Source organism: Cupriavidus sp. 94F1 (genome assembly GCF_057798875.1).
On the sequence record NZ_JBYOJT010000002.1, the window covers coordinates 216961 to 242130 of the forward strand.

Below are 25170 nucleotides of genomic sequence, written 5' to 3' on the forward strand. Positions count from 1 at the left end.
GAATTTCAGGCTGGCGCGATTGTAGCGCGGCACGGCGCCGGCGCACGCCGTGGTTTCCCCAGCGTCCGGCAATCGGGCGGGTGGCCTGGTCGCCATCAGTCGGGCAACGCGCAAGCCACCGGCCTGGCGTCCAGCAGATCGGTCAGCACGCCCGGCGCGATGCTGATCAGGTAGCCGCGCCGTCCGCCGTTGATATAGATAGTGTCCAGCGCCAGCACGGTGCCTTCCACGTAGACCGGCATGCGCTTCTTCGTGCCGAACGGCGATGTGCCGCCCACCATGTAGCCGCTGTGGCGCTGGGCCACCTCGGGCTTGCACGGCTGCACGCTCTTGGCGCCGATCTGCCGCGCCAGGTTCTTGGTCGATACCGAGCAGTCGCCATGCATCAGCACGATCATCGGCCTGGCGGCCTCGTCCTCCATCACCAGCGTCTTCACCACATTGTGCTCGGGCACGCCAAGCTGGCGCGACGATTCGCCGGTGCCGCCGTGGTCGACATAGTCGTAGGTATGCTCGCCGAACGCCACACTCTGCTTGCGCAGCATCTGCGTGGCCGGTGTCTCGGAGACGTGTTTCTGCTTGCTCATGGAACGGAATGTCAGCGCCGGCTCAGCCGCGCGGATGGTGATGCTGGTGCAGCTCGCGCAGGCGCTCGCGCGCCACGTGCGTGTAGATCTGCGTGGTGGAGATATCGGCATGGCCCAGCAGCAGCTGCACCACGCGCAGGTCGGCGCCGTGGTTCAGCAGATGCGTGGCAAAGGCATGCCGCAGCGTATGCGGCGACAGCGGGGCGTGGATGCCGGCCTCGCGCGCATGCTTCTTGATCAGGTGCCAGAACGTCTGGCGCGTCATGCCTTCGCCGCGCTGGGTGACGAACAGTGCGTCGCAGGCGCGGCCGGCCAGCAGCGCTGGGCGGCTTTCGGCCAGGTAGCGGCGCAGCCAGTCGCCGGCCTGGGCGCCAAACGGCACCAGCCGTTCCTTGTTGCCCTTGCCGCCCACCACGCGCGCCACGCCTTCGTTGAGCCCGATCTCGATCGTCTTCATGTTCGTCAGCTCGGACACGCGCAGCCCGCTGGCATACATCAATTCGAGCATGGTGCGGTCGCGCAGGCCCAGCGGGGTGTCCTCGTCGGGGGCTTCCAGCAGCGCCTCGACCTGGCCTTCGGACAGCGTCTTCGGAAAGCGCGGCGGCTGCTTGGCCGGGCGCAGCAGCAGGCAGGGATCGGCGTCGATCATGTGCTCGCGCAGCGTCCACTGGTAGAAGCGGCGGAACACCGTCAGGCGGCGGTTGGCCGACGACGCGCGGGTGGCGGCGTGGCGTGCCGCGAAGTAGGCGGACAGCGCCGTGTCGTCGGCGGCCAGCAGCGCGCAGGTGTCGCTTTCGTGCAGCCAGCGCGCCAGCAGCGCCAGATCGCGCCGATAGGCGTCGATGGTGTTTTTCGACAGCCCGTCTTCGAGCCACAGCGCATCGCAGAAGCGGTCGACCAGCGCCAGGTCTTCGGCCAGCCCCGCGCTCATAGGAGCATCGCCCTTTCATGGCGCAGCAGCCATCGCTTGACGCCCAGGTGGAAGCCTTCCTCGCCGTGATGGGCGAAGCCACCGAGCCCGTTGGCCGCCACCACCCGGTGGCACGGGATCACGATCGGTAACCAGTTCTGCCCGCACGCCTGGCCCACCGCGCGCGGCATGCTCTGCAGCGATCTGGCGATGGTGCCGTAGGTGGTCAGCCCGCCGCGCGGCACGGCGCGGATGGCATCCCAGACCTTGCGCTGGAAGTCGGTGCCGCGCGTGGCCAGCGGCAGGTCGAAGACCATGTCCGGGTTGTCGTAGTAGGCCGCGAGCTGCTCGGCCACGCGCTGCGTCAATGCGCTGGTTGGCGCAATTTCGGCAAAGCTGTCGGGCAGATAGACGATCTCGTGGACCTGCGCGCCATCGATACGTACGCCGACCTTGCCGAATGGCGCGGGCAGGACGGCATCGAAGGGATGTGGCATGAAGGATGGCGGTTGAGAGGGCTAGGCCGGATTTTATGCCTATTTGTCTTGCACACCCCGGGTTTTCTGCCCTCTCCCGGGCGCCGGGGAGGGGCGGGGGAGCGGGCAAGGCGCGTCAGCCACCTTCCACGCCGGAACCCGCACCACAAAACAAGAAGGACCACGCGAAGTGGTCCTTGACGGAAATTGCCGGGAAATCCGGCGCTTCACCCTCTCCCCCGACCCCTCTTCCGCAAGCGGGAGAGGGGAGACCAGGGCCTGGCAAACGGATTACTGCTCCAGCTTGATGTTCTGAACCTTCACCAGGTTCTTCATCTTGTCGAATTCCTTCTTGATTTCGGCGGCGTGCTGGGCCGGCGTGTTGCCCGACGGCTCGGCGCCGGCGGCTTGCAGGCGCTCCACGAAGCCCTTGTCCTGCAGCGCCTTGACCACCGCGCCGTTCAGCCTGGCAATGATGTCGTCAGGCGTGCCGGCCGGGGCCACCAGGCCGTACCAGGCCGGGTCGTTCGGCTCCTTCAGGCCCATTTCGCCGAAGGTCGGCACGTTGGCCAGGCCGTCCACTCGCTTGTTCCAGGCCACCACGATCGGGCGCAGCTTGCCGGCCTTGATGTAGGGCATCGACGAGGGCAGGTTGTCCACCATGATCGGCACCTGGCCGGCCAGCACGTCGTTCAGCGCCGGGCCCGCGCCACGGTACGGAATGTGCACCATGAACGTCTTGGTCGACACCTTGAACTGCTCGCCCAGCATGTGGCCAAAGCCGCAGGTGCCCGACGACGCATACGAATACTTGCCCGGGTTGGCCTTCAGCACGGCCAGGAATTCCTTGTAGTCCTTGGCCGGGAAGTTCGGGTTCACCGCGATCACGTTGGCCACGTTCGCCACGTTGGCGATGGGCTTGAAGTCCTTGATCGGGTCGTACGACAGCTTCGGGTTGCAGGCAGGGTTGACGGCCATCGTCGACACCGTGGAAATGCCGATCGTGTAGCCGTCCGGGGCCGACTTGGCGATGGCGTCGGCGCCGATCGAGCCGCCGCCACCGGCGCGGTTTTCCACCACCACCGGCTGACCCAGGATACGGCTCATCTGATCGGCCACGCCGCGGCCGACGATGTCGGTCGTGCCACCCGGCGCGAACGGAATGATCAGGCGGATCGGCTTGGTCGGATAGTTGCTCTGTGCTTGTGCTACGGATGCCACGGAGCCGGCGGCCATGAAGACCGTCGAAGCCAGGATCAGTGCTTTCTTGTGAGCTTGCATTGAGGAGAGTCTCCCGTCGTTGAAGCCGGGCGGATCGCGCCCGGGGAGGTCATGAAACACCGGCGTGCCGCAGCGGTTGCGGCGGTGCGCCGGCGTGCTTCGGAATCAGCCGCCCAGCAGGCCGCGCTTCAGGTTGCGGTCCACCGGGTGTTCGCCCAGGAAGATGCGCAGCACCGCCTGGTAGAAGTCTTCGCCCGGAATGGCCTGGCCACGCGGAATGCCGTTCAGCGTCACGGCGGTGCCGCCATTGGGCGTGAAGTCGAAATTGATGATGTCGCCGCGCTGGGCCGTGCCCAGCTGGCTCATCGTGCGTTCCAGCTGCGTCACGCGCTCGGACAGCAGCTGCATCTGCAGCTCGGAGTGGTTCTCGCGCAGCCCCTCGTTGAGGGCTTTCACGAACTGCGCCGATTCCACCTCGCGCAGCGGGCGGATCTGCAGCCGCTTCGGGCCCGGCGAGCCCAGCACCACGGTGGCGTTGCGGGCCCGCTCGGGCAGGTACAGCCCGGCCGCGTAGCCCTTGATCACGAATACCTGCCGCAGGCCCGTGCCGTTGAGCGACAACTGCCGGCCGCCCAGGCGTGCCATGTCGTCGAATCGCACGCCGTCGATCTCCATCGCCGATACCGACGGCAACAGCAGGCCGAGCGCCAGCGTCGCGCACAGCGAAACGGCAAGGCGGCGGGCAGGCGTGGCTCGGCGGAACGAAGACGGCGTGGACTTCATGGTGCGGCAGGCGGCGGCAAAGCCGCGGGCAAGGCAGATTCAGCGTGCCATGTTCGTGGAATTCTGAAAAAATACCCATCCGGATCTGCCCTAGGCTTCACTTTTCGCGAAGCCGGCCGTCGGGCGCCACGATAACGACAAAGCATTCGAGACATGTCTGCCGCCCTGCTGCTGGTGCCGGACTTCAGCCTGATCCTCATCGGCTGGCTGCTGGTTCGATTTACCCCCTTTGACCGCGCGTTCTGGGCCAGCGTGGAACGCCTGGTCTATTTCGTGCTGTTCCCTGCGCTGCTGTTGCAATCCACCAACAGTGCGAAGTTCGACGTCTCGTCGACCTCGGCGATGCTCGGCCTGGCGCTGGCCACGATGGTCTTCGGCATGGCCACCGGCTATCTGGTGCGCTACGTGCTGCGGCCCGCCCCGATCGACTTCGCGTCGGGCTTCCAGACCGCTTTCCGCTTCAATTCCTATATCGGGCTGGCCCTGGCGGCGCGGCTCGGTGGCGGAGAAGGGCTGGCGCTGATGGCGCTGCTGGTGGGCGTGACCGTGCCGTTGTGCAACGTGGCGGCGGTCTGGGCGCTGGCGCGGCATGGCGAATCGACGCTGCTGCGCGAACTGGCGCGCAATCCGCTGATCCTGGCCACGGCCGTCGGCCTGGCCACCAACCTGCTGGGCCTGCATCCGCCCGAGGTGATCGGCATGACGCTGGGCCGCCTGGGTTCGGCATCGACCGCGCTGGGCCTGATGACCGTGGGCGCCGGCCTGCAGATGCGCGGTGCCACCGGCACGGCCGGCCCGATGGCCTGGTGGAGCGGCGTGAAGCTGCTGGCCATGCCGTGCTTTGCGTGGCTGGTCGGAAAATACCTGCCGCTGACCGCGCTGCAGTACCAGATCGTGGTCATCTATGCGTCGCTGCCGACGGCGTCCAGCGCCTATATCCTGGCCGTGCGCATGGGCGGCAACGGGCCAATGGTGGCCGCCACCATTTCCGCCATGACGGTGGCGGCGGTGGTGACCACGCCGGTCTGGCTGTCGCTGGTCAGCTAGGTTTCGGGCGTCAGGCGGTTCAGGCCCCTCGTGCCATTCAGACGGTTCAGACGGCGGTGTCCTGGGCCAGGGCCCAGTCGATGTGCTCGCGCACGAGCGGCGTGGCGGCGTCGCGCCGGGCCAGTAGCGCGGCGCGAATGCGCTGGGCCAGGGCGGGATCGCTGGCCGATGCCACGCGCAGGCTGTTGCCGAGCCCCACCGCCAGGTTGCGCAGCCAGCGTTCATGGCCGATGCGGCGGATCGGGCTGCCTTCGAGCCGCTGGTTGAATTCGGCTTCGGTCCAGCCGAACAGGTCGGCCATGTCGGGGGCGTCGAATCCATTGCGCACGTCGAAATCGGGCAGCGTGGCCCGGTGCGCGAACTTGTTCCAGGGGCAGGCCAGCTGGCAGTCGTCGCAGCCGTAGACCCGGTTGCCCATCGGCGCGCGCAATGGCTCGGGAATCGCGCCCTTGTGCTCGATCGTCAGGTAAGAAATACAACGGCGCGCATCGAGCCGGAACGGTTCCAGGATGGCCCCGGTGGGACAGATGTCGATGCAGCGGCGGCAATTGCCGCAATGGGGCGCTTCTGCCGGGTCCGCCGGCAGCGGGATATCGACCAGGATCTCGCCCAGGAAGAACATCGACCCGCCGTCGCGGTCCAGCAGCAGCGTGTGCTTGCCGCGCCAGCCCAGGCCGCCCTGGCTGGCCAGCGCCACTTCCATGACCGGGGCCGAATCGGTGAACACGCGGTAGCCGAACGGGCCGATGGCCGTCTCGATGCGCGCCGCCAGCTGCTGCAGCCGGTTGCGCAGCACCTTGTGATAGTCGCGGCCGCGCGCATAGAGCGAGATCACGGCGGTGGCGGGATCGTCGAGCCGCGCCAGTTCGTGGCGGCGCCAGTCGTCGGGCCCCTGCGCCGGCAGGTAGGGCATGCGGGCGACGATGGCGCGCACCGTGCCGGGCACCAGTTCATGCGGCCGGGCGCGCTTTGCGCCGTGGTTGGCCATATAATCCATGTCGCCGTGGTAGCCCGCCTGCAACCACGCCAGCAGGCCCGCCTCGGCGTGCCGCAGATCGACATCGGCGATACGGATGTCGTCGAATCCGAGCGCGCGGCCCCAGCCGCGCAGGGACGCCGCCAGCGATGCCAGGTCCACGTCCGTGGTGACGGAGGCGGAATCTGGGCGCGCCGGAGCGGAATCTTCTGCGGGATGCGCGCGTTGCGCGGGGGTCGGGGCGGGTACTGCACGGTCGATCATCCCTGAATTGTACGCAATGCCCCTGCTCGAAGAACGCATCCTGCCGCTGCCCGACGAAATCGCCACCGAACGGTTTGGCGCGGCGCTGGCCGGCGCGGTGCGCCACATGCCGCCGCGCACGGTGCATGTCCAGCTGTCCGGAGACCTTGGCGCGGGCAAGACCACACTGACGCGCGCCGTGCTGCGTGCGCTGGGGCATGCCGGCAAGGTCCGCAGCCCCACCTACACGTTGTGCGAGCCGTACGACGTGCAGCGCGCCGACGGCTCGCCGCTGACCGTCTACCACTTCGACCTGTACCGCTTTGCCGATCCCGAGGAATGGATCGACGCCGGTTTTCGCGACTGTTTTGCCGAGCCTGCGTTCAACCTGGTGGAGTGGCCGGAGAAAGCCGGACGCCTGCTTGGGGAACCCGACCTGCACGTGTTGCTCCAATCGGACAACCGCGTGCCACAAATTGCCGTTAATGGGAATGAAGATGGCGCGGATCGCCGCATGGCAACGCTGCGCGCCTATACTCCCACTGGACTTACCCTGCTGAACGCATGCTGATCAAACGACTTGCCACCGACCGACCCGATGGACCCGACGGACTGCTCCAGGCCCGCCGCAAATGGATGGCGCAGGCCCTGAAGGCCGGCGCCGGGACGGTGGTGCTGTCGCTGTGCGGCCCGCAGATCGCCTTTGGCGCCGGCATCGTTGCCGTGCGTGTCTGGCCCGCCGAGGATTACACCCGCGTCACGATCGAATCGGACGAGAAGCTCGTGGCCGTCCACCAGATGATCCGCAACCCGGACCGCCTGGTGGTGGACATCGATGGCCTGGACCTCTCGCCCACGTTGCGCGAGCTGGTCGCCAAGATCACGCCGAACGATCCCTATATCCAGTCGGTACGGGTGGGCCAGAACCGGCCGCGCGTGGTGCGGATGGTGTTCGACCTGAAGGAAGACGTGTCTCCGCAGGTGTTCACGCTGCTGCCGATTGCCGAGTACAAGAACCGGCTTGTGTTCGACCTGTATCCGGTCAATCCGCCCGATCCGCTCTGGAAGCTCGTGCGCGACACCGAAGACAAGCAGCGCCGTTTTGCCTCGACCACGCCGCCCGCGGGCAGTGACGCCCCGGTTGCCGGCGCGCCCGCCGGGGCCGAGGAAGACGCCATCGGCGCCATCGTTCGCAAGTTCGAGGACCGCGGCCAGCTGCCGCCGGCCACCACGGCCCCGCCGCCCGCCATCGCTGCCGTGAAGCCGAAGCCGTCGGCGCCGTCCACGGTGGACAAGCCGGCCGCGCCGCCCGTGCCGCCGCCGATCGCCCAGACCAATGTGCCGCCGCCCAGCCAGTTCAAGATGCGCCGGCTGCTGACCGTGGCGCTGGACCCCGGCCACGGCGGCGAAGATCCGGGCGCCATTGGCGCGGCCGGGTCGCGCGAGAAGGACGTGGTGCTGCAGATTGCCTCGCGCCTGCGCAAGAAGATCGATTCGGAGCCCAATATGCGCGCCATGATGACGCGCGATTCGGACTTCTTCGTGCCGCTGAACGTGCGCGTGCAGAAGGCGCGCCGCGTGCAGGCCGACCTGTTCGTGTCGATCCACGCCGATGCCTTCGTGTCGCCGGAGGCGCGCGGCGCGTCGGTGTTCGCGCTGTCCGAGCGCGGCGCGTCGAGTTCGGCCGCGCGCTGGCTGGCCAACAAGGAAAACAATGCCGACCTGATCGGCGGCACCAACATGGGCAACAAGGACGCCCAGGTGTCGCGCGTGCTGCTGGACCTGTCCACCACGGCGCAGATCAACGACAGCATGCAGGTGGGCAAGTCGGTGCTGCAGGAAATCGGCGGCATCAACCGGCTGCACAAGGGCAGCGTCGAGCAGGCCGGGTTTGCCGTGCTGAAGGCGCCCGATATCCCGTCGATCCTGATCGAGACCGCGTTCATTTCCAATCCGGAAGAGGAGCGCAAGCTCAACGACGACGCACACCAGGAGCAACTGGCCAATGCGATTCTGCGCGGTATCAAGGCGTATTTCGCCAAGAACCCGCCGCTGTCGAGGAATCCGTCGGTGTAACACGCCGCATCTCAACAAAATAACGGCGCCGAAGCGCCGTTTTTTGTTGGACTGGACGAGCTACGATCAGGCGCGCACCGCGTTGCGGGCTTCCTTGACTTCGTCGCGGCTGGCATAGCGCGCGGCGATGACCGAGCAGACGATCAGTTGCAGCTGGTGGTAGACCATCAGCGGCAGCACCAGCAGGCCCAGCGCCGGATGGCCGGCAAACAGGATCTTGGCCATCGGGATGCCGTTGGCCAGGCTCTTCTTCGAGCCGCAGAACACGGCCGTGATTTCGTCCTCGACCGAGAAGCCCAGGCGACGCGCCGTGAACGTGGTGGTGCCCAGGATCACGAACAGCATCACGGCGGCGATACCCATCACCGCGCCAATGGTCTGCCAGGAGTACTGGTGCCACAGGCCGGCGGCGGTGGCATCGCAGAACGACGAATATACGATCAGCACGATCACGCCCCGGTCAATCTTGTTGGTGATCTGCTTCTTCCTGGCCAGCCAGTTGCCGATCAGCGGGCGGAATGCCTGGCCCAGTGCAAACGGCAGCAGCAGTTGCAGCGCCACGCCCGTCAGCGCGCGGCCCAGCGGCATCGAGGCACCGCTGGCGCTGATCACGAGGCCCATCAGCAGCGGGGTCAGCGCCATGCCGATCAGGCCCGAGATGGTGGCGTTGAAGATGGCGCCCGGCACATTGCCGCGCGCCATCGACGTCATGGCTACCGACGACGATACCGTGGACGGCAGCGCGCACAGGTAGAACACGCCAAGCAGCAGTTCGGCCGGCAGCGTGTTGCGCAGCGACAGCATCAGCAGTACACCCACGATCGGAAACACGATGTACGTGAACGACTGCACGAAGACGTGCAGGCGCCAGTGCTTGGCCCCGGCCACGAGCTTGTCGCGCGACAATGCGGCGCCGTGCAGGAAAAACACCAGCGCGACACCCAGGCTGGTGACGATGCCGAGATGCAGCGGGCCATTGCCGGCGCCAATCTCCGGTGCCACCAGCGCAATGCCGATCGCACACAGCATGATGAGGACGAACCCGTCAATCAGGTCGTAGATCTTTTTGAAAGGGGCGAGAAGGGTAGCCATTGGGGATAGTGCGTAAGGGTTTCCGCTTGGTATTGGACGCTTGTCTTGCTTAGAATGCAAATTCATTTATCGTATTTATTCATTTTTTAGTTGCATGAATTACACACTCCGGCAGTTACGGGTCTTTCTTGCGGTGGCGGCGCACGGCAGTTTCAGCCGGGCCGCGGATGCCGTCGGCCTTACCCAGCCGGCCGTCAGCCGGGGTGTGGCCGAACTGGAAGAGGCGCTTGGCGTCCGTTTGCTGGACCGCACCACGCGTGAAGTGGTGCTGACTGACGCCGGCACCGCGTTGGTCCCGGCATTGGAGCGACTTTTGGGCCAGCTCGACGACACGCTCGAAGAAACCCGGCAGTTAGGTGAGCGCTATCGGGGGAGGGTGGTGATAGCCAGCGCGCCGACCATTTCGGCGCGGCTGATGCCGATGTATGTGGCGGCCTGCGCCAGCCGGTACCCCGAGATCCGGTTGTTTGTACGCGACAACGTGCAGGCCGACGGGCTCGAACAGATCCGGGCCGGGGCGGTGGACTTCGGCGTGCTGATCGATCCGCTGGCACGGGAAGGGCTGACGATTGCACCCCTGGCCACCGATCCGTTCTGCTTCGTATGCCGGCGCGACCATCCGTTGGCCGGCGCCGATTCCGTGCCCTGGAGCGCCCTGCACGGCGAGCGCCTGGTGCTGCTGGACTTTGCGTCGGGCAGCCGGCCGCTGATCGACCGCATTCTGGCGCGCCACGGCGTGGCGCCCCAGGTGGTACAGGAACTGGGCCACTCGGCCAGCGTGTTCGGGATGGTGGAGGCGGGGATCGGTGCTTCGGTGCTGCCGTCGTTCTCGCTGCCGTTGCCGGCGGCGTCGCCGCTGGTGTCCCGGCCGCTGACCCCGCGCGAGGAACGCCGCATCGTCATGGTGCGGCGCGAAGACAGATCGCTGTCGCCGGCCGCCGCCGCGGTCTGGGAAATGGTCCAGACCATGCCGATTCCGGCAGAAGTGGTGACTGACTAAGTCACCAGGCCGCCATCGTTCCGAAGCTGCCGGGCATCAGCGCGCCGGCACGGCCGTGACCAGCGCGGCCTCCAGCGCGAAGCTGCCATCGGCCTGCACGCGGTAGCGGTCGCGCACTTCGGCTGGCGCCTTGTCCCACAGGTGGCGGATGGCCGCCTGCGCTACCTCGGGCGTGCGCATGCGGGCCACCCAGCTCTGGAATTCGATCTCGATGCGCCACACCGGCGACACCTCTACCTCGAATCCCGCCTGCCCGAACAGCCGCGCCCAGCCCACCGGCGTGTAATCGCGGATATGCGACGGATCGCGCAGCAGTTCCACCGATTGCAACCAGGTATCGCAGAGCGGGTCTTCGGCGCCGACGATATCGATCAGCACCACCTTGCCGTTGGGCTTGAGCACGCGGCGGATTTCGCGCAGCGCGGCCGGCACGTCGCGCCAGTGATGCGCGCTCATGCGGGAGACCACGGCGCAGAAGCTGGCATCGTCAAACGGCAGCCGTTCGGCGGCGCCTTGCCGGGTGGTGATATTGGACAGGCCACGGTCCCGGGCGGCGCCGGCCACGACCTCGAGCATGTCGGCCGACAGGTCGTAAGCCACCACTTCGTTGGCAACCGTTGCGGCGGCAAAGCTGGCATGGCCGGCGCCGCAGCCCAGGTCGAGCACGCGGCTGTGCGCCACGGGCTTCAGGTGTGCCAGCGCCTGCCTGAGTTGTTCCAGATCCGCGCCCTGGGCGTGGACGGTGCTGGTGAGATATGCACTGGCGGTGGCGCCGAACTGGGCGGCGACGAGTTCCTGCTGTTGCATGAGGGGTGCCTCGTTCTTTTTGGAAGGATGAAAGGAAGGGGGGATTGCCCGGGCCCGGGGGTTCACGTACTGTAGACGCGGTGTTTTCCCGGTACAAGTCACTCTTTTATCCTGGTATAAGCGCCACCAGCCATGTCCGTCGAGCCCCTTCCCGCCCCCTCACGCGAATCCGAACTGGGTGCCTTCCTGCGCAATCATCGCGAACGGCTGAACCCGGCCGATGTCGGCCTGCCACCTGGCCGGCGGCGCCGCACGCCGGGTCTGCGCCGCGAGGAAGTGGCCCAACTGGCCGGGCTCAGCGCCACGTGGGTCACGTGGCTGGAGCAGGGGCGTCCGGTGGCGATGTCGGTGCGTGCGCTGGAAAGCCTGGCGCAGGCCCTGCGCCTGTCGCGCGCGGAACGCGCCTATCTGTTTGCGCTGGCCGGCAAGCCCGAGCCCCGGCACGACGCCGAGCCGATGGTCCCCCCGGCGCTGCTGGCCAGCGTGCAGGCGATTGCGGCACCGGCTTATCTGCTCGATCGGCAGTGGACCGCCCTGGCCTGGAACGATGCTGCGGCCGATCTGTTCGTGGGATGGCTCGACGACGCCAGCACCGAGCGCAATCTGTTGCGGGCCATGTTCCTGTCGCCCGGCCTGCAGACGCTGGTGGAAGACTGGCCGCACCGGGCGGCGCGGCTGGTGGCGGAATTTCGCGTGCACAGCCTGCGCCATGCGGAAGACCCGCCCACGCGCGGGCTGGTGGAGCAGTTGATGGCGGACAGTCCGGCATTTGCCAACGCCTGGCGGTCGCAGGATGTCGAGGAACGGCAGGGCGGCCGGCGCGGCTTTCATCATCCCGCGCACGGCCTGATCTATCTGGAGCAGCTGACGCTGGTGCCGCCAGCCGTGCCGGGCTTGATGCTGGCGATGCTGCTGCCGCCGGCGTAGGCCGGGGTTGCCTTACTTCGGCTGCATGCGGATCGCGCCGTCCAGGCGGATCACTTCGCCGTTCATCATCGTGTTGCCGATAATGGCCTGTGCCAGCTTGGCGAATTCCGTCGGACGGCCCAGGCGGGGCGGGAACGGCACCATCTTGCCCAGCGCGTCCTGCACTTCGGGCGGCATGCCCAGCAACATCGGCGTTTCGAACAGCCCCGGCGCGATGGTCATGCAGCGCACGCCGTCGCGGGCCAGATCGCGGGCGATGGCCAGCGTCATGCCCACCACGCCACCCTTGGACGCCGCATAGGCCGCCTGGCCGATCTGGCCATCGAAGGCCGCCACCGACGCCGTATTGATGATCACGCCGCGCTCGCCTTCGGCATCGGGCGTGTTTTCCACCATCGCCGCCGCCGCCAACCGGATCATGTTGAACGTGCCGATCAGGTTCACGCGGATGGTCTTCTCGAACGCGTCGAGTGGATGCGGGCCATTCTTGCCCACGGTCTTGGCGGCCACCGCAATGCCGGCGCAGTTGACCAGGCCCGACAGCCGGCCGAGCTTGCGGGCCGCATCGACCACGGCCTGGCCATCGGCCTCGGACGTGACATCGCACTTCACGTACTGGCCGCCCAGTTCCTGGGCCAGCGCCGTGCCGGCCGCCTCGTTGAGGTCGGCGATCACGACCTTGCCGCCCGCCTGCGCCAGCATGCGCGCGGTGCCCGCGCCCAGCCCCGACGCGCCGCCGGTAACAATGAATACGTTGCCCTGGATGTCCATCGGTCTGTCTCCTTGTTCTTGAAATGCGGCGATCCGGGTGCCGCAAGTTGAGTGCCGCGCATTGCTGCCGTTTACGTTAACGTAAACCGCCGCCTCACGTAAGCCGGGTCAGCCCCAAAAACAAGAACGGCCCAGGAATGCCTGGGCCGTTTCCGGTGTCCTGCAGCGCAGGGCGGCTGACTTCAGCGGCTTACTTCAGCGCCTCGAACACGCTTGCCGTGATCTTGTCCACGTCGCCCACGCCCGAGATCTTGCGATACTGCGGCGGCGCAACCTTGGCCGAAGCGTCACCCTTGGTGGCCCAGTCCGAGTAGTAGTCCACCAGCGGGCGGGTCTGCTGCGAATAGACTTCCAGGCGCTTGCGCACGGTCTCTTCCTTGTCGTCGTCGCGCTGGATCAGCGGTTCGCCGGTTTCGTCGTCGACGTTGTCCACCTTCGGCGGGTTGTAGCGCACATGGTAGGTACGGCCCGACGCCACGTGGACACGGCGGCCGCTCATGCGCTCGATGATGGCATCGAACGGCACGTCGATTTCCAGCACGTAGTCGATGGCCACGCCGGCTTCCTTCATGGCCTCGGCCTGCGGAATCGTGCGCGGGAATCCGTCGAACAGATAGCCCTTTGCGCAGTCCGGCTGCTTAAGACGGTCCTTCACGAGGCCGATAATGATGTCATCCGACACCAGTCCGCCCGCGTCCATCACCTTCTTGGCTTCGATGCCCAGCGGCGTACCGGCCTTCACCGCGGCGCGCAGCATGTCGCCGGTGGAGATTTGCGGAATGCCGAACTTCTCGCAGATGAACTTGGCTTGCGTGCCTTTGCCGGCGCCAGGCGCGCCCAACAGGATCAAACGCATTTACGGGTCCTCAAGGTATTTGAATTCGGTCTGGCGGGATCTATGGAAGGAGGGTACCGCTGCAACTTGACGCGGGACTTACGTCCGGCCATGCCTCGACGTCGCTACGTGAAGGTCAAGGCATATGCCGGCGTCCGCTCATGCGCGGCGCCCGAAGCGCGGCGTCGTCCGGCTGTCGTGCGAAAGTCCTGCAATTCGCGGCGACTGGCCAGCGGCGCGCATCCGGGCGGCTCGATCTTTATCTCCCCACCGAGCCTTTGCCGCCGTGTCGCGCACGGCTGCGGGCTCTGTATCGGCAGGCATTATGCCATGGGCAATGCCGGTTCGGCCTTCGTCCAGGTTGCAGCAGTATGAACTCCAGCGGGAAACCGGGGTCTACGGCACCGGCCGAGTGATGCTCAGGGACCGTCCTGTGCCATGCCCTGCGCCCAGAGCGCGCGCACGCGCTCCAGATCGGCCGGCGTGTCCACGCCCGGCGCTGGCGCCGCAGCCGTCACCATCACGCCAATACGTTCGCCATGCCACATGGCGCGCAGCTGTTCCAGCGCCTCCACCTGTTCGACCGGCGAGATCGCCAGCGTCGGGAATCGCCGCAGGAAGCCGGCACGATAGGCGTAGATGCCGATATGGCGCAGCACGGGCATGGCCGGCATCGGCACCTGCGCGGTGGCGGCCGGCTGCGTCGGCACGGCGGCCCAGGCGTCGCGTGCCCATGGAATCGGCGCGCGCGAGAAGTACAGCGCGCGGCCCGCGTTGTCGCACACCACTTTCACGACGTTGGGATTGAAGACCTCGGCCACATCGTCCAGCGGATGCGCGGCCGTGGCGATCGCGCAATCGGGGTGCGCGGCCAGGTGCAGCGCCACCTCGTCGATCAGGTTCGGATCGATCAGCGGCTCGTCGCCCTGCACGTTGACCACGATGGCGTCGTCCGCCAGGCCCAGCTGGGCGGCAACTTCAGACAGACGGTCCGTGCCCGACGGATGGTCGGCGCGCGTGATCACGGCCTCCACGCCGCGCGCGGCGCAGGCGGCCGCCACGTCGGGCGCATCGGTGGCCACCACGGTGCGTTGCGCCGACGACGCGTGCGCGCGTTCGGCCACGCGCACGATCATCGGATGGCCGCCAATATCGGCCAGCGGCTTGTTCGGCAGCCGGGTGGAAGCCAGGCGCGCCGGAATGACGACGGTAAATGCGGGAATGCTCATGATGATTGCCGGATCGCGCCGACGCGGGTGGCGCGGGGGTCCGCTCAGTGGTCGGACGGTTCCACGGGCACCACGCGGCCCGGTACCGACTGGCGCGCTTCGTCGGCCAGCATGACCGGGATGCCGTCGCGGATCGGGTAGGCCAGCTTGTCGGCGTGGCAGATCAGTTCCTGGGCGGCGCGGTCGTACTCCAGCTTGCCCTTGCACAGCGGGCAGACGAGGATTTCAAGCAGCCGGTTGTCCATCCTGGTGTTCCTTGTCGAGTCCGGTCGCCGCGCCGGAGGATTGCCCCGTGGTAACGGGGGTGGCGACGGCCGGGTTGCGCGCCAGTACGACGCGCCGGATTTTGTCGATCAGGCCCGCGTCGATCACGGGCGTGGTGGGGACGACCCAGATCCTCGGGTCGTCAAAACGCTCGCATTTTACGGCATCCTTCTCGGTGATCAGGATCACGTCCGCATGGAGCGCATCGTCGTTGCCGGCGAACGGGTCGTCGGCAAAATCGTAGTGGTCGGGCAGCGGCATCGTCGCCGTGGGCGTCAGGCCCGCGCGGCGCAGGCTGGCAAAGAACCGTTCCGGATTGCCGATGCCGGCCGCGGCCAGCACGCGCTTGCCCGCGAACTGCGCGACCGGGCGCGCCATGGTGGGGTCGTTGAGCTGCCAGGCGTCATCGAGCTCCAGCCGCATTCCATAGACGTCGGGCTTGTCCGGCGTGGCCTTGAAGTTCGGGTCGTTGATCAGCGTGGCGTCTCGCGGCCGGCTCAGCGGCTCGCGCAGCGGCCCGGCCGGCAACAGCATGCCGTTGCCGCCCATCCGTGCATCGAACATGACGATCTCGAAGTCGCGCTGCAGCCGGTAATGCTGCAGCCCGTCGTCGAGCAGCAGCACGTTCACGCCCGGATGCGACACCAGCATCGTCTGCGCGCACAACGCGCGGTCGGGGAACACCCAGACGGGCACATCGGTGGCACGCGCGATCAGCAGCGGTTCGTCGCCCACGTCCACGGCCTTCGAGGTCGGCTTGACCCGGCGCGGGTGCTTCAGTGCCACGCCGTAGCCCCGCGATACCACGCCGGGGCGCAGCCCGGCCTCGCACAGCGCATGGGCCAGGGCGATCACGGCCGGCGTCTTGCCGGTGCCGCCCACCGTCACGTTGCCGACCACGATCACCGGCATCGGCAGGCGCGTCGACTGAAACCAGCCCTGGCGGTAGCCGTGGCGCCGGATGCGCGCGATCAGCCCGAACAGCAGCGACAGCGGCCACATCAGCCAGGCGAACCAGCCGCGGCGCTGCCACTGGGCGGTGACGAAGTCGGCAAGGGCGTGTCGGGGAGCGGGCATGAGCGGGACGGATGGAAAAAGGCGATGCCACCCTGGGGTGGCATCGGCCCGATGCAGACATTATGGGCATTGCGCAGCGCATGCGGCAAGTTTGCCGCCCGTCCGGCCCTGCGTGCCCGGTGCGGGGGTCAGCGTTGCTGCGCGGTCTGCGTGGCGAAGGTCAGGCGCGACAGGCCCGCCACGCGGGCCGCTTCCATCACGTTGATGACGGCCTGGTGGGTGGCCTGGGCATCGGCATTGACGATGACCACCGGCTGCTGCCCGCTGCCGGCCGGGCCGGCGGCGCTGCGCAACTGGTCGGCCAGGCTGGTGACGTCCTTCTGCTCCAGCACGTGCTTGTTGACGGAGTAGACCCCGCGCGCCGACACCGATACGACGATCTCGGTCGGGTGTTGCTGCGCGCGGTCGGCATCGGCCGTGGGCAGCTGGATCTGCAGTTCGGTAAAGCGCGAGTACGTGGTCGTGATCATCAGGAAGATCAGGATCACGAGCAGCACGTCGATGAGCGGGATCAGGTTGATCTCCGGCTCCTCGCGCCGCTGGCGGGAACGGAAACGCATGGCGTGCTCCCGGCCGCGTCAGGCCCTGCGCTGCGGCAGGATGGCGTCCAGGAACGCGGTGGCGCGGAATTCGAGCTCGGCCACGTAGTCGTCCACCAGGCGCCGGAAGTAGCGCCAGAAGATCAGGGCCGGAATCGCCACGATCAGGCCGAAGGCCGTGTTGTAGAGCGCCACCGAGATGCCGTGCGCCAGCTGCTCGGGGTTGGCCCCCGTGCCGCCCTGGTTGCCGAAGATCTCGATCATGCCGATCACCGTGCCCAGCAGGCCCATCAGCGGCGCCACCGAGGCAATCGTGCCCAGTGCGTTCAGGTAGCGTTCCAGGTCGTGCGCCACGATGCGGCCGGCTTCTTCCACCACGTCCTTGGCGGCGTCGCGCGACGTTTGCGGCTGCAGCACCACATGGCGCAGGCCGGCGGCCAGCACGCGGCCCAGCGGGGAGTTCTTTTCGAGATTGTTGACGACCTCGGGCGTGGCCTTGCGCTGCTGGGCGGCGGAGAGCGCCTCCTCGTACAGCTTCGGCGGCAGGATCTTGCTGCGCTTGAGGGAAACGAAGCGTTCGACGATCAGCGCGAGCGCAATGACCGAGGCCAGCAGCAGCGGCCAGATCGGCCAGCCGGCCGCTTGAATGATGGAAAACACGTGGACCCCCGAAATTCTACGAAAGCGACAGACCCGAAATGGACGGCGTGACGACAACCTGCGCGGCAGCCTTTGATGCGCGCTGGCTCCCGTGCGCACCGGCAATGCTCGAAAAATTGCAGGCGCCACTCTAACCCGCTCCCGGCCAGCCCGGCAAGCCGCGTGGGATGCCGCTGTCTGCGGCTTTCCACACTGACGCGGGACAGCATTGTGGACCACTTGTGGAAAGCCTTCGGAAAAACGGGCTAACCCGTTGATTTGAAAGAATTGCTGGCCTATTGCCTGTTTTTTGTGCAGTAAGGGCAAAGCACACGGAATCGATGGGGTTTGTCAGTTCGACCAGCGCCATCGGGCGTTTCCGTCGCAGCTTTCCACACGCTGGCGGGACAGTGTTGTGGATCGGCTGTGGAAAGCCGTCGAAGAGTGGCGCTAACCCATTGACCGGAAAGGGAAAGCGTTGTTGTGCCTAAAAAACGGTCAACGCTTTGGCGCGGCGCGCACCCGTTGCTGTCCGCCTAAGGGCCGTTAACTTTCCACATCCGCACAGGACAGGATTGTGGATCGGTTGTGGATAAGGCCGGGAGAAGCCGGCTAACCCCTTGATCCATATGACGGTATACGTCTCTGCCTAAAAAATGGGCAGTCCTGGTGCCCAAGCGTGCCGTGCGGCACGGTCGACTTCCCGCTCGCGCATGCGTTGCCACAGCGCGCTTCGATGCGCAACGTATACGTTGTCCACAGGCCAGACCCTTGACAAATCCATTATCCAAAGCTTCTGTGGATAACTTTGTGAACAAGCGCCGGCCCGATTTTCTAAGTGGTTGACGCGTAAGGCTTTCTCTTACATTGCCTGTTTTTTGGTCCCGCCAGAAACCTCAAGCGAATCAATAGCTTGTACCGACTCATGCGGACTGCCGGCGAACACAGGGGGACTGCCCGGTGCCTCTTGACATAGCGGTTATGCTGTGGACATGTCCATCTCACGCCGCCTGCGCGGTTGTGCACCATGCCAGAGAACGAGAACCTTTCGCGTTTTGCGCCGTCTCAGCCGCCCTCGCGCACGCGCGACGTGATTCCGGTCAGCGAACTCAACCATGCGATTGCCGGCGTGCTCGAACGCAGCTTTCCTCTGGCCTGGGTCAGGGGAGAGATTTCGAACTTCACCCGGGCGGCCAGCGGCCACTGGTATTTCTCGCTCAAGGATGCCCGCGCGCAGATCCGCTGCGTGATGTTCCGGGGACGTAACCAGCACGTGGACTTCGCGCCGCGCGAGGGCGAGGCCGTCGAAGTGCGCGCCGTGGTGTCGATGTACGAGGCGCGCGGCGAACTGCAGCTGGGCGTGGAAGCCATGCGCCGCGCCGGCCTGGGCAATCTCTACGAAGCGTTCCTGCGGCTCAAGGAAAAACTTGCACAGGCGGGTCTGTTCGATCCCGCACGCAAGCGGCCGATCGCGTCGCATCCGCGCACCATCGGCGTGATCACGTCGTTGCAGGCCGCCGCGATGCGCGACGTACTGACCACGCTGCAGCGGCGTGCGCCCCACGTCAACGTGATCGTATACCCCGTGCCGGTCCAGGGCGCCGGCGCGGCGGACAAGATCGCGGCCATGCTCGATACGGCCAGCGCACGCGACGAATGCGATGTGCTGATCCTGTGTCGCGGCGGCGGCAGTATCGAGGACCTGTGGTCGTTCAACGAGGAAGTGGTGGCGCAGGCCATCGCGCGCAGCCGCGTACCGGTGGTGTCCGGGGTGGGTCACGAAACCGATTTCACGATTGCCGATTTCGTGGCCGATGTCCGCGCCCCCACGCCGACCGGCGCAGCCGAAATGGTCAGTCCGGACCGCGCGCATCTGCTGCAGGCCGCCCGCCGCGCCCGCGAGGCGCTGGCGCAGTGCATGGACCGTCAGCTCGAACGTCGCGCGCAGCATCTGCAGTGGCTGTCGCGCCAGTTGCGCAGCCCGCAGGCGCAAGTGCAGGAACGGCGCGCGCAGGTCGACAATCTGGCCCGACACTTGCGTGCGGCACTGCGCGATACGGTGTCCGCGCAGCGCCATCGGCATGACGTGCTGGCCATGCGCTGGCGGGCCTGCCGGCCGGATACCGGTGCGGCACAGGCGGCGCTGGACCGTATGGCGGCGCGCATGGACGCCGCGCTGGAACGCCGTCATGAACGTGAAACACAGCGGCTGGCACGCGCGGCCGGGGCGCTGGAACTGCTGGCCCCGCAGCGCACGCTGGAACGGGGGTACGCGGTGCTGCTCGACAATCGCGGGCGGGCGCTGCGGTCGCCCAGCGACCTGCGCGCCGGCAGCATTGTCGAGGCGCATCTGGCGGACGGCACGGCGGACCTGGAAATCGCCAATGTACAGGCCAAACTGGCGGCGTTCTGAGGGTTTCCGAGGCGCGCTGGCCGCCCTGGTTGCGACTGATTCTCAGTCGATTGCAATGGCTTTCCCTGAGCGGCCGCAGGGGAAACTAACATGAGGTCAGGGGGCTTTCCGGGGCCGTTTGCGCGGGTCTGGCAAGTCACCTACAATCGGCCATTCTCCCCACCAAAACCGTAGAGACAGAACAATGGAACACACGCTCCCTCCTCTCCCGTACGCGCATGACGCCCTGGCTCCGCACATCTCCAAGGAGACCCTGGAGTTCCATCATGACAAGCACCACCAGACGTACGTCACGAACCTGAACAACCTGATCAAGGGCACCGAGTTCGAGAACGCTTCGCTGGAAGAGATCGTCAAGAAGTCGTCGGGCGGCATCTTCAACAACGCTGCCCAGGTGTGGAACCACACGTTCTACTGGGAATCGATGAAGCCGAACGGCGGCGGCCAGCCGACCGGTGCCCTGGCTGACGCGATCAACGCCAAGTTCGGTTCGTTCGACAAGTTCAAGGAAGAATTCACGAAGACGGCCGTTGGCACCTTCGGTTCGGGCTGGGCCTGGCTGGTCAAGAAGACCGACGGCTCGCTGGACCTGGTGTCCACCTCGAACGCCGCCACGCCGCTGACCACCGACGCCAAGCCGCTGCTGACCTGCGACGTGTGGGAACACGCCTACTACATCGACTACCGCAATGCCCGTCCGAAGTATGTCGAGGCATTCTGGAACGTCGTGAACTGGGACTTCGCTTCGAAGAACTTCGCCTGAGCGCCTGCGCTGGCCGCATCAGGCGGCCAGGTGCAGTCCCCAGCAAAGAGCCCCGGAAATTCCGGGGCTTTTTCTTTTGCGCTCGGAACGGCGCGCAGGGTTACGGTTCGCGCGCCCAGCCCGTGCGCCGCCATGCCACGGGCCCCATCGACGCCAGCGTCACGCCTGCCACGATCAGCGCACAGGCCAGAAAGATCATCGACCCGTCGCGGTCGGTGACCTTGCCGGCCAGCGCCAGGCACAGCATCGACAACACGGGTGTGCCGTAGCCGAGGATGCCGATCTGCGCGGCGTTGCCATGCCGCATGGCGTAGTCCCACAGCACGAACGAGATGCCTAGCGGCCCCAGCCCGATCGCCGCGACCCACGCCAGGTCGCTGGCCGATGGCACGAAGCGCGGCTCGATCAGCAGGTGACTGGCAATGGCCAGCAGCCCGGCCCCCAGGCAGAATCCGCCGACGGCCCACGACGAGAACGGCGGCAGCCAACGCGCGCCCAGCGAATAGACCGCCCAGACGATGGCGGCCAGCAGCGCCAGCGCATAGCCTGCCATGTGCGTGCCGTCCGGCCCGCCTGCGTCCGCGCCGAATGCGCCGGCGCCCGATCCCGCCGTGATGGCAACGATGCAGCCCCCAAAGCCACATAGCGCGCCGGCGACCTTGGTGATGCCGTCGATGCCGCGCCAGACCGTGGTGCCAAGCAGCACCAGGATCAACGGCCACAGGTAGTTGATCAGGTTGGCGTGGGCAATCGGCGCCAGCCTGAACGCCATGACCAGGCCCGCGTTGTACACGAACAGGCACGTCACGCCGAACGCCAGCGTGCGCGGGGGCACACGCCACTCGCGTACGCGGTGCAGGCAGGTCGCGCTGCCCAGGCACAGCGCCAGGCCCGTCAGCAGTAGCGGCGGTACGTCGGGTGCGTGGGACACCAGCGTTGCAAACGACGCCCAGAGCAGGATCGCGCCGGCGGCGCACAGCCATGCGGCGAGCCTCATGCCGCCGCTCCCAGGGCGGTGCCTTCGCAGTCGTCCGCCACGTTGAAGTCCGTCAGGCAGTTCAGCTTCATGGCGCGGATCTGCTCGGTCATGAAATCGATAAACACGCGGATGCGCGTGGGCAGATGCTGGCGGCTCAGGTAGCAGATGTAGTGGCCCCGATCGTCGGGCGCATGGCGCGCAAGCGCCACCAACAGTTCCCCACGAGCGATGTGGTCGCAGATCTGGTAGCCGGCCATCTGCGCGACACCCCAACCCGCCAGCACCGCGTGCAGCACCAGGTCGGCGTCGTTGAACGTCATGCGCGCGCGGGGCAGGAACTTGCGTACGATGCCGTCGGCCTTGAACTCCCATTCGAAGATGCGCCCGCTGGAAAAGCGGAAGTTGATGCATTCGTGCTGCGGCAGGTCGTCCAGCGTCTGCGGCAGCCCGTGGCGGGCCACGTAAGACGGCGCGGCGCACAGCGCCATCTGCATCGGGATGAGCTGTTTGGCGATGATGCTCGAATCCTCGATCCGCCCGTTGCGGAAGGCGACGTCGATCTGTTCCGACGCGAAGTCCGTGGGCCGGTCGTCCAGCAACAGGTCGATGGCGATGTCCGGGTAGAGCTGGACGAACTTGTCGAGCAGCGGCGCCACGATCTTGCGGCCGAACCCCACGGTGGCACTGATGCGCACCAGGCCGCGTGGCGGGCCCTGGCGCAGTTCCAGCATGTCATTCATGGCCTCCACGATATGCGTGACGCCCTGATGGCAGTTTTCGAAGAAGCGTTGGCCTTCGCGCGTGAGCTGCGTGGTGCGCGTGGTGCGCAGGAACAGCCGCGTGCTCAACTGGGTTTCCAGCTTCTGTACGTTGCGGCTGACCGCCGAGCGGCCGATGCCCAGGCGCTCGCCGGCCTTGGCGAAGCTGCCTTCGCTGGCCACGGCCATGAATGCCATGATGCCGGCGTAGCTGGCGGCAAAGCTGGTCGATAGTGCGTCGGCGCGGTTTGGCAGGCTGAGCCTGAAATTGCGGTCCGGCGCGTCGGCCGGTTGTATCGGTTTCATGATTTCCCCTGCGCTTCCCGGCGCTACCTTGGTGCCGCGCGGGAAGCCGTTTGATCCTGCCGGGGCAGGCGAATTTCGAAGCACGCGCCGCCTTCGGGGCGGCTTTGCGCGCGGATGCTGCCGCCGTGGTCGGTCACGATGCGATGGCAGATGGCCAGCCCGACGCCCAGCCCATGGTCCTTGGTGGTATGGAACGCGTCGAACAGGCGCGGCAGGTCGTCGGCCGCGATGCCGCAACCCCGGTCGCGGATGGCCACCACCGCATCGTGGCCGTCCGCCGACAGATCCACGGTCAGTTGGCGGCCCTGTCTTGGCGTTTCGGCCATGGCTTCCATTGCGTTGACGATCAGGTTGCCGAACAGTTGCTGCAGTGCCGCGGGTTCGGCCATGACGACGATGTCATCGTGGCGCGCGTTCGCCGTCACGTGGATACCTTCACGCCGCAGGTCGTCGTCGAGCCAGTGCAGCGTGTCGCGCAGCACCGCGTGGAGCAGCACCGGCTGCCGTGGCCGTACGACGGGCGATGCCAGCGCCCTGAGATGGCCCAGCAGCGTGCCCGCGCGCTGCGCGTCGGCCACCAGGCGTTCGAGCGACGCGATGGCCGCCTCCACGTCGGGCGGGTCGTGTCGCAGCCAGCGCAGCGCCGACTGGCCCCGTGTCACCACCGAGGCCACCGGCTGCACGGCGTCGTGGACGACCATTGCCACGCACCGACCCAGTAGCGCCAGCCGGTCCGCGTGCACGGACGGCGCCTGCAGGCGCACGTGTCCATGGTCGCCCCTGCACGCCGGGGCGCCGCGAACTGGTTCCGTCATGTCCTTCTCGCTGTCGATATGACCGCCGGCACTCATGCCCACCCCCTTGCCGACCTGGACTTGATGTTAATAACCGGTGAATTGACCGTAAATGACAGCGTTCCCGTTTTTTCTGCCAGACTGCCGGCCGCTCCCGGCACGTCGGGCAAACGTCCTGTGCAATTGGTGCATTTGTGGAAACAGCCCTGCGCGGGGCGCGGGCTTGTGACGGGCCCTCGCACTCCCTAGACTCGCGCCCAACTTGCCTTGCCGCCACGACCCCGCCGGCCCGAGCCGTCGCGGGGATGCCCGGCCCATGCCCGGGCGCCGGCCAGGTCCCATACGTGACACCGAGCCCGCGACACACGGGAGGAGACGAACCATGACCGCCTTGCCAACGCTCACGCGCATCGTCCCGGGTGTGCCGGCGGTGAAACGGCCGTGCCGCCGGCGCGCCCCATCCCGGCCGGGGCGCCGGCTTGCAAGGGATCGTCCCGTTGGCATAGCATCGGTCGTCTACCGCAATCCCCCTCATGCTTCAGCACCAGCCGCCTCCCTCCGCCGGAAACATTGAAGACATGCCGCGCAACATCCTGTTCGTGGCATACCCCGATGTCAGCCTGCTCGACCTTGCCGGGCCCCAGACCGTGTTCTGGGCCGCGTCCAACTACGCACGTGCGCGTGGGCTGCCCGGCTATCGCTGCTACACGACCAGCTTTGCCGGCGGCATGGTGGCGACGGTGGAGGGCACCACGATGGATTCGGTGTCGCTGGCATCGTTCGACTTGCGGATGATCGACACCGTGATCGTGCCGGGGTCGCCCATCATCCTGGAGGTGGCGAAGCACGAGACCGCGCTGCTGGATTGGCTGGCCAATGCGTCGGGCACGATCCGCCGCATGGCGTCGGTGTGCAGCGGCGCCTTCCTGCTGGCATTCGCGGGCCTGCTCGACGGAAAGCGTGCCACCACGCACTGGGCCATGCTCGATCGCTTCCGCGAACTGTTTCCCACGGTGGACCTCGATCCCGACGCGATCTTCGTGCGGCAGCAAAACCTGTGGACGTCGGCCGGCGTCACCACCGGCATCGACCTGGCGCTGGCCATGGTGGAGGCCGACTATGGCCACGAGGTGGCACTCAATGCCGCCAAGGAACTTGCGGTGTACATGAAGCGGCCCGGCGCGCAGCCGCAACTAAGCGAGATCCTGATCTCCCAGAGCCGGCAGGTGCCGGTGTTCGAGGCGCTGCACCTGTGGATCGTGCAGAACCTGGCCACGCAGGACCTGTCCGTCGAGCAGCTGGCCGGGTACGTCGGCATGAGTCCGCGCAACTTTGCGCGGGTCTACAAGGAAAAGACCGGCCGTACGCCGGCCAAGGGCGTGGAGCACTTCAGGCTGGAAGCGGCGCGGCGGCAGTTGCAGGACCCGGGCCGGCCCATCGACGTGATCGCCCACGAGTGCGGCTTTGGCAGCGAGGAGCGCATGCGCGTGACGTTCCAGCGCCATTTCGGGCTGTCGCCGAGCGAATACCGGCTCAAGGTCAATCGCTAGGACCGCGCGCCGTCCGCCCCTGCGTTCTTTTTCGATCCGATTGGTGCAAATCGGGAAACACCGTGCGCCGGGCGTCGGTCTGGTGAGCCGCCCCGGCCGCATCTAGCA

The 25170-nt window shown here is 66.9% G+C and carries 26 protein-coding genes; 8 read left to right on the top strand and 18 right to left on the bottom strand.

Going from position 1 to position 25170, the window contains the following annotated elements:
* Positions 1-95: 95 nt before the first annotated feature.
* The 5 genes from AC3FJ6_RS05045 to AC3FJ6_RS05065 all read right to left on the bottom strand — a co-directional run bounded on the left by AC3FJ6_RS05045 (position 96) and on the right by AC3FJ6_RS05065 (position 3977).
* Positions 96-587: an aminoacyl-tRNA deacylase gene (locus AC3FJ6_RS05045; protein WP_488770931.1), complete on the bottom strand. Its 492-nt coding sequence runs from the start codon at positions 585-587 to the stop codon at positions 96-98.
* Positions 588-609: 22 nt separating this feature from the next.
* Positions 610-1518, bottom strand: coding sequence for a site-specific tyrosine recombinase XerD (xerD, locus tag AC3FJ6_RS05050; protein WP_488770933.1), 909 nt, complete (start codon positions 1516-1518; stop codon positions 610-612).
* Complete coding sequence (locus AC3FJ6_RS05055; protein WP_488770935.1) at positions 1515-1994, bottom strand: methylated-DNA--[protein]-cysteine S-methyltransferase; 480 nt, start codon at positions 1992-1994, stop codon at positions 1515-1517. Before AC3FJ6_RS05055 ends, xerD begins: the two co-directional genes overlap by 4 nt.
* A 270-nt stretch (positions 1995-2264) precedes the next feature.
* Positions 2265-3254, bottom strand: a complete 990-nt coding sequence (locus AC3FJ6_RS05060) for a tripartite tricarboxylate transporter substrate binding protein BugE (protein ID WP_488770937.1) — start codon at positions 3252-3254, stop codon at positions 2265-2267.
* 105 nt (positions 3255-3359) lie between these two features.
* Positions 3360-3977 carry a chalcone isomerase family protein gene (locus AC3FJ6_RS05065; protein ID WP_400393052.1) on the bottom strand — a complete coding sequence of 206 codons (618 nt, stop codon included), beginning with the start codon at positions 3975-3977 and terminating at the stop codon, positions 3360-3362.
* A 153-nt stretch (positions 3978-4130) separates the two neighbouring features.
* Here AC3FJ6_RS05065 and AC3FJ6_RS05070 point away from each other — a divergent pair, with 153 nt between their 5' ends.
* Entirely contained in the window at positions 4131-5024 is an 894-nt protein-coding gene (locus tag AC3FJ6_RS05070; protein ID WP_488770940.1) for an AEC family transporter, read from the top strand.
* 46 nt (positions 5025-5070) lie between these two features.
* Here AC3FJ6_RS05070 and queG read toward each other — a convergent pair whose 3' ends face one another.
* Entirely contained in the window at positions 5071-6264 is a 1194-nt protein-coding gene (gene queG / locus AC3FJ6_RS05075; protein ID WP_488770942.1) for a tRNA epoxyqueuosine(34) reductase QueG, read from the bottom strand.
* Between the two features lie 16 nt (positions 6265-6280).
* On the opposite strand from queG, the gene tsaE reads away from it, so the two are divergent.
* Together tsaE and AC3FJ6_RS05085 are read left to right on the top strand one after the other, a co-directional pair.
* Positions 6281-6814 (top strand): tRNA (adenosine(37)-N6)-threonylcarbamoyltransferase complex ATPase subunit type 1 TsaE, encoded by a 534-nt coding sequence (gene tsaE / locus AC3FJ6_RS05080; RefSeq protein WP_488770944.1) that lies wholly within the window; start codon positions 6281-6283, stop codon positions 6812-6814.
* A complete protein-coding gene (locus AC3FJ6_RS05085) occupies positions 6808-8319 on the top strand; it encodes an N-acetylmuramoyl-L-alanine amidase (RefSeq protein ID WP_488770946.1) in 1512 nt (503 codons plus the stop codon). The genes tsaE and AC3FJ6_RS05085 overlap by 7 nt, the downstream gene beginning before the upstream one ends.
* Before the next feature lie 66 nt (positions 8320-8385).
* Here AC3FJ6_RS05085 and AC3FJ6_RS05090 read toward each other — a convergent pair whose 3' ends face one another.
* Positions 8386-9411 carry a bile acid:sodium symporter family protein gene (locus AC3FJ6_RS05090; RefSeq protein WP_153946648.1) on the bottom strand — a complete coding sequence of 342 codons (1026 nt, stop codon included), beginning with the start codon at positions 9409-9411 and terminating at the stop codon, positions 8386-8388.
* 94 nt (positions 9412-9505) lie between these two features.
* On the opposite strand from AC3FJ6_RS05090, the gene AC3FJ6_RS05095 reads away from it, so the two are divergent.
* On the top strand, positions 9506-10411 hold the full coding sequence (locus AC3FJ6_RS05095; protein ID WP_400393042.1) for a LysR family transcriptional regulator: 906 nt from the start codon (positions 9506-9508) through the stop codon (positions 10409-10411).
* 36 nt (positions 10412-10447) lie between these two features.
* On the opposite strand, the gene AC3FJ6_RS05100 is transcribed toward AC3FJ6_RS05095, so the two are convergent.
* Positions 10448-11218 (bottom strand): class I SAM-dependent methyltransferase, encoded by a 771-nt coding sequence (locus AC3FJ6_RS05100; RefSeq protein WP_488770948.1) that lies wholly within the window; start codon positions 11216-11218, stop codon positions 10448-10450.
* Between the two features lie 132 nt (positions 11219-11350).
* Between AC3FJ6_RS05100 and AC3FJ6_RS05105 the strand changes: the two genes are divergently transcribed.
* Positions 11351-12145 carry a helix-turn-helix transcriptional regulator gene (locus AC3FJ6_RS05105; protein WP_488770950.1) on the top strand — a complete coding sequence of 265 codons (795 nt, stop codon included), beginning with the start codon at positions 11351-11353 and terminating at the stop codon, positions 12143-12145.
* A 12-nt stretch (positions 12146-12157) separates the two neighbouring features.
* On the opposite strand, the gene AC3FJ6_RS05110 is transcribed toward AC3FJ6_RS05105, so the two are convergent.
* The 7 genes from AC3FJ6_RS05110 to AC3FJ6_RS05140 all read right to left on the bottom strand — a co-directional run bounded on the left by AC3FJ6_RS05110 (position 12158) and on the right by AC3FJ6_RS05140 (position 17520).
* Entirely contained in the window at positions 12158-12916 is a 759-nt protein-coding gene (locus AC3FJ6_RS05110; protein ID WP_066739379.1) for a 3-hydroxyacyl-CoA dehydrogenase, read from the bottom strand.
* 190 nt (positions 12917-13106) lie between these two features.
* Positions 13107-13772, bottom strand: a complete 666-nt coding sequence (gene adk, locus AC3FJ6_RS05115; protein ID WP_488770952.1) for an adenylate kinase — start codon at positions 13770-13772, stop codon at positions 13107-13109.
* 398 nt (positions 13773-14170) lie between these two features.
* Positions 14171-14980, bottom strand: a complete 810-nt coding sequence (kdsB, locus tag AC3FJ6_RS05120) for a 3-deoxy-manno-octulosonate cytidylyltransferase (RefSeq protein ID WP_487523275.1) — start codon at positions 14978-14980, stop codon at positions 14171-14173.
* Positions 14981-15024: 44 nt separating this feature from the next.
* Complete coding sequence (locus tag AC3FJ6_RS05125; protein WP_153946655.1) at positions 15025-15225, bottom strand: Trm112 family protein; 201 nt, start codon at positions 15223-15225, stop codon at positions 15025-15027.
* Positions 15206-16321: a tetraacyldisaccharide 4'-kinase gene (gene lpxK, locus AC3FJ6_RS05130; protein WP_153946656.1), complete on the bottom strand. Its 1116-nt coding sequence runs from the start codon at positions 16319-16321 to the stop codon at positions 15206-15208. Before lpxK ends, AC3FJ6_RS05125 begins: the two co-directional genes overlap by 20 nt.
* Before the next feature lie 128 nt (positions 16322-16449).
* A complete protein-coding gene (locus AC3FJ6_RS05135) occupies positions 16450-16881 on the bottom strand; it encodes an ExbD/TolR family protein (protein ID WP_400395937.1) in 432 nt (143 codons plus the stop codon).
* A gap of 18 nt (positions 16882-16899) precedes the next feature.
* Complete coding sequence (locus AC3FJ6_RS05140; RefSeq protein WP_400395938.1) at positions 16900-17520, bottom strand: MotA/TolQ/ExbB proton channel family protein; 621 nt, start codon at positions 17518-17520, stop codon at positions 16900-16902.
* A gap of 1006 nt (positions 17521-18526) precedes the next feature.
* Here AC3FJ6_RS05140 and xseA point away from each other — a divergent pair.
* Positions 18527-19912 carry an exodeoxyribonuclease VII large subunit gene (gene xseA, locus AC3FJ6_RS05145; protein WP_488770954.1) on the top strand — a complete coding sequence of 462 codons (1386 nt, stop codon included), beginning with the start codon at positions 18527-18529 and terminating at the stop codon, positions 19910-19912.
* A 184-nt stretch (positions 19913-20096) separates the two neighbouring features.
* Positions 20097-20675, top strand: a complete 579-nt coding sequence (gene sodB, locus AC3FJ6_RS05150) for a superoxide dismutase [Fe] (RefSeq protein ID WP_066739371.1) — start codon at positions 20097-20099, stop codon at positions 20673-20675.
* A 100-nt stretch (positions 20676-20775) separates the two neighbouring features.
* Here sodB and AC3FJ6_RS05155 read toward each other — a convergent pair whose 3' ends face one another.
* Genes AC3FJ6_RS05155 through AC3FJ6_RS05165 form a run of 3 tightly spaced genes read right to left on the bottom strand, consistent with a single transcriptional unit; the run spans position 20776 to position 23569 of the window.
* Positions 20776-21672: a DMT family transporter gene (locus tag AC3FJ6_RS05155; protein WP_488770955.1), complete on the bottom strand. Its 897-nt coding sequence runs from the start codon at positions 21670-21672 to the stop codon at positions 20776-20778.
* Complete coding sequence (locus tag AC3FJ6_RS05160) at positions 21669-22718, bottom strand: LysR family transcriptional regulator (protein WP_488770956.1); 1050 nt, start codon at positions 22716-22718, stop codon at positions 21669-21671. Before AC3FJ6_RS05160 ends, AC3FJ6_RS05155 begins: the two co-directional genes overlap by 4 nt.
* 23 nt (positions 22719-22741) lie before the next feature.
* The gene (locus tag AC3FJ6_RS05165) at positions 22742-23569 is read right to left on the bottom strand and encodes a sensor histidine kinase (RefSeq protein ID WP_488770958.1); all 828 of its coding nucleotides are present in this window, start codon (positions 23567-23569) and stop codon (positions 22742-22744) included.
* Positions 23570-24090: 521 nt separating this feature from the next.
* On the opposite strand from AC3FJ6_RS05165, the gene AC3FJ6_RS05170 reads away from it, so the two are divergent.
* Positions 24091-25062, top strand: coding sequence for a GlxA family transcriptional regulator (locus AC3FJ6_RS05170; protein WP_488770960.1), 972 nt, complete (start codon positions 24091-24093; stop codon positions 25060-25062).
* Positions 25063-25170: the final 108 nt, after the last annotated feature.

Coding starts and splice junctions, on each gene's coding strand:
- AC3FJ6_RS05045 (WP_488770931.1), bottom strand. CDS start 587: ATGAGCAAGCAGAAACACGTCTCCGAGACACCGGCCACGCAGATGCTG.
- xerD (WP_488770933.1), bottom strand. CDS start 1,518: ATGAGCGCGGGGCTGGCCGAAGACCTGGCGCTGGTCGACCGCTTCTGC.
- AC3FJ6_RS05055 (WP_488770935.1), bottom strand. CDS start 1,994: ATGCCACATCCCTTCGATGCCGTCCTGCCCGCGCCATTCGGCAAGGTC.
- AC3FJ6_RS05060 (WP_488770937.1), bottom strand. CDS start 3,254: ATGCAAGCTCACAAGAAAGCACTGATCCTGGCTTCGACGGTCTTCATG.
- AC3FJ6_RS05065 (WP_400393052.1), bottom strand. CDS start 3,977: ATGAAGTCCACGCCGTCTTCGTTCCGCCGAGCCACGCCTGCCCGCCGC.
- AC3FJ6_RS05070 (WP_488770940.1), top strand. CDS start 4,131: ATGTCTGCCGCCCTGCTGCTGGTGCCGGACTTCAGCCTGATCCTCATC.
- queG (WP_488770942.1), bottom strand. CDS start 6,264: ATGATCGACCGTGCAGTACCCGCCCCGACCCCCGCGCAACGCGCGCAT.
- tsaE (WP_488770944.1), top strand. CDS start 6,281: ATGCCCCTGCTCGAAGAACGCATCCTGCCGCTGCCCGACGAAATCGCC.
- AC3FJ6_RS05085 (WP_488770946.1), top strand. CDS start 6,808: ATGCTGATCAAACGACTTGCCACCGACCGACCCGATGGACCCGACGGA.
- AC3FJ6_RS05090 (WP_153946648.1), bottom strand. CDS start 9,411: ATGGCTACCCTTCTCGCCCCTTTCAAAAAGATCTACGACCTGATTGAC.
- AC3FJ6_RS05095 (WP_400393042.1), top strand. CDS start 9,506: ATGAATTACACACTCCGGCAGTTACGGGTCTTTCTTGCGGTGGCGGCG.
- AC3FJ6_RS05100 (WP_488770948.1), bottom strand. CDS start 11,218: ATGCAACAGCAGGAACTCGTCGCCGCCCAGTTCGGCGCCACCGCCAGT.
- AC3FJ6_RS05105 (WP_488770950.1), top strand. CDS start 11,351: ATGTCCGTCGAGCCCCTTCCCGCCCCCTCACGCGAATCCGAACTGGGT.
- AC3FJ6_RS05110 (WP_066739379.1), bottom strand. CDS start 12,916: ATGGACATCCAGGGCAACGTATTCATTGTTACCGGCGGCGCGTCGGGG.
- adk (WP_488770952.1), bottom strand. CDS start 13,772: ATGCGTTTGATCCTGTTGGGCGCGCCTGGCGCCGGCAAAGGCACGCAA.
- kdsB (WP_487523275.1), bottom strand. CDS start 14,980: ATGAGCATTCCCGCATTTACCGTCGTCATTCCGGCGCGCCTGGCTTCC.
- AC3FJ6_RS05125 (WP_153946655.1), bottom strand. CDS start 15,225: ATGGACAACCGGCTGCTTGAAATCCTCGTCTGCCCGCTGTGCAAGGGC.
- lpxK (WP_153946656.1), bottom strand. CDS start 16,321: ATGCCCGCTCCCCGACACGCCCTTGCCGACTTCGTCACCGCCCAGTGG.
- AC3FJ6_RS05135 (WP_400395937.1), bottom strand. CDS start 16,881: ATGCGTTTCCGTTCCCGCCAGCGGCGCGAGGAGCCGGAGATCAACCTG.
- xseA (WP_488770954.1), top strand. CDS start 18,527: ATGCCAGAGAACGAGAACCTTTCGCGTTTTGCGCCGTCTCAGCCGCCC.
- sodB (WP_066739371.1), top strand. CDS start 20,097: ATGGAACACACGCTCCCTCCTCTCCCGTACGCGCATGACGCCCTGGCT.
- AC3FJ6_RS05155 (WP_488770955.1), bottom strand. CDS start 21,672: ATGAGGCTCGCCGCATGGCTGTGCGCCGCCGGCGCGATCCTGCTCTGG.
- AC3FJ6_RS05160 (WP_488770956.1), bottom strand. CDS start 22,718: ATGAAACCGATACAACCGGCCGACGCGCCGGACCGCAATTTCAGGCTC.
- AC3FJ6_RS05165 (WP_488770958.1), bottom strand. CDS start 23,569: ATGAGTGCCGGCGGTCATATCGACAGCGAGAAGGACATGACGGAACCA.
- AC3FJ6_RS05170 (WP_488770960.1), top strand. CDS start 24,091: ATGCCGCGCAACATCCTGTTCGTGGCATACCCCGATGTCAGCCTGCTC.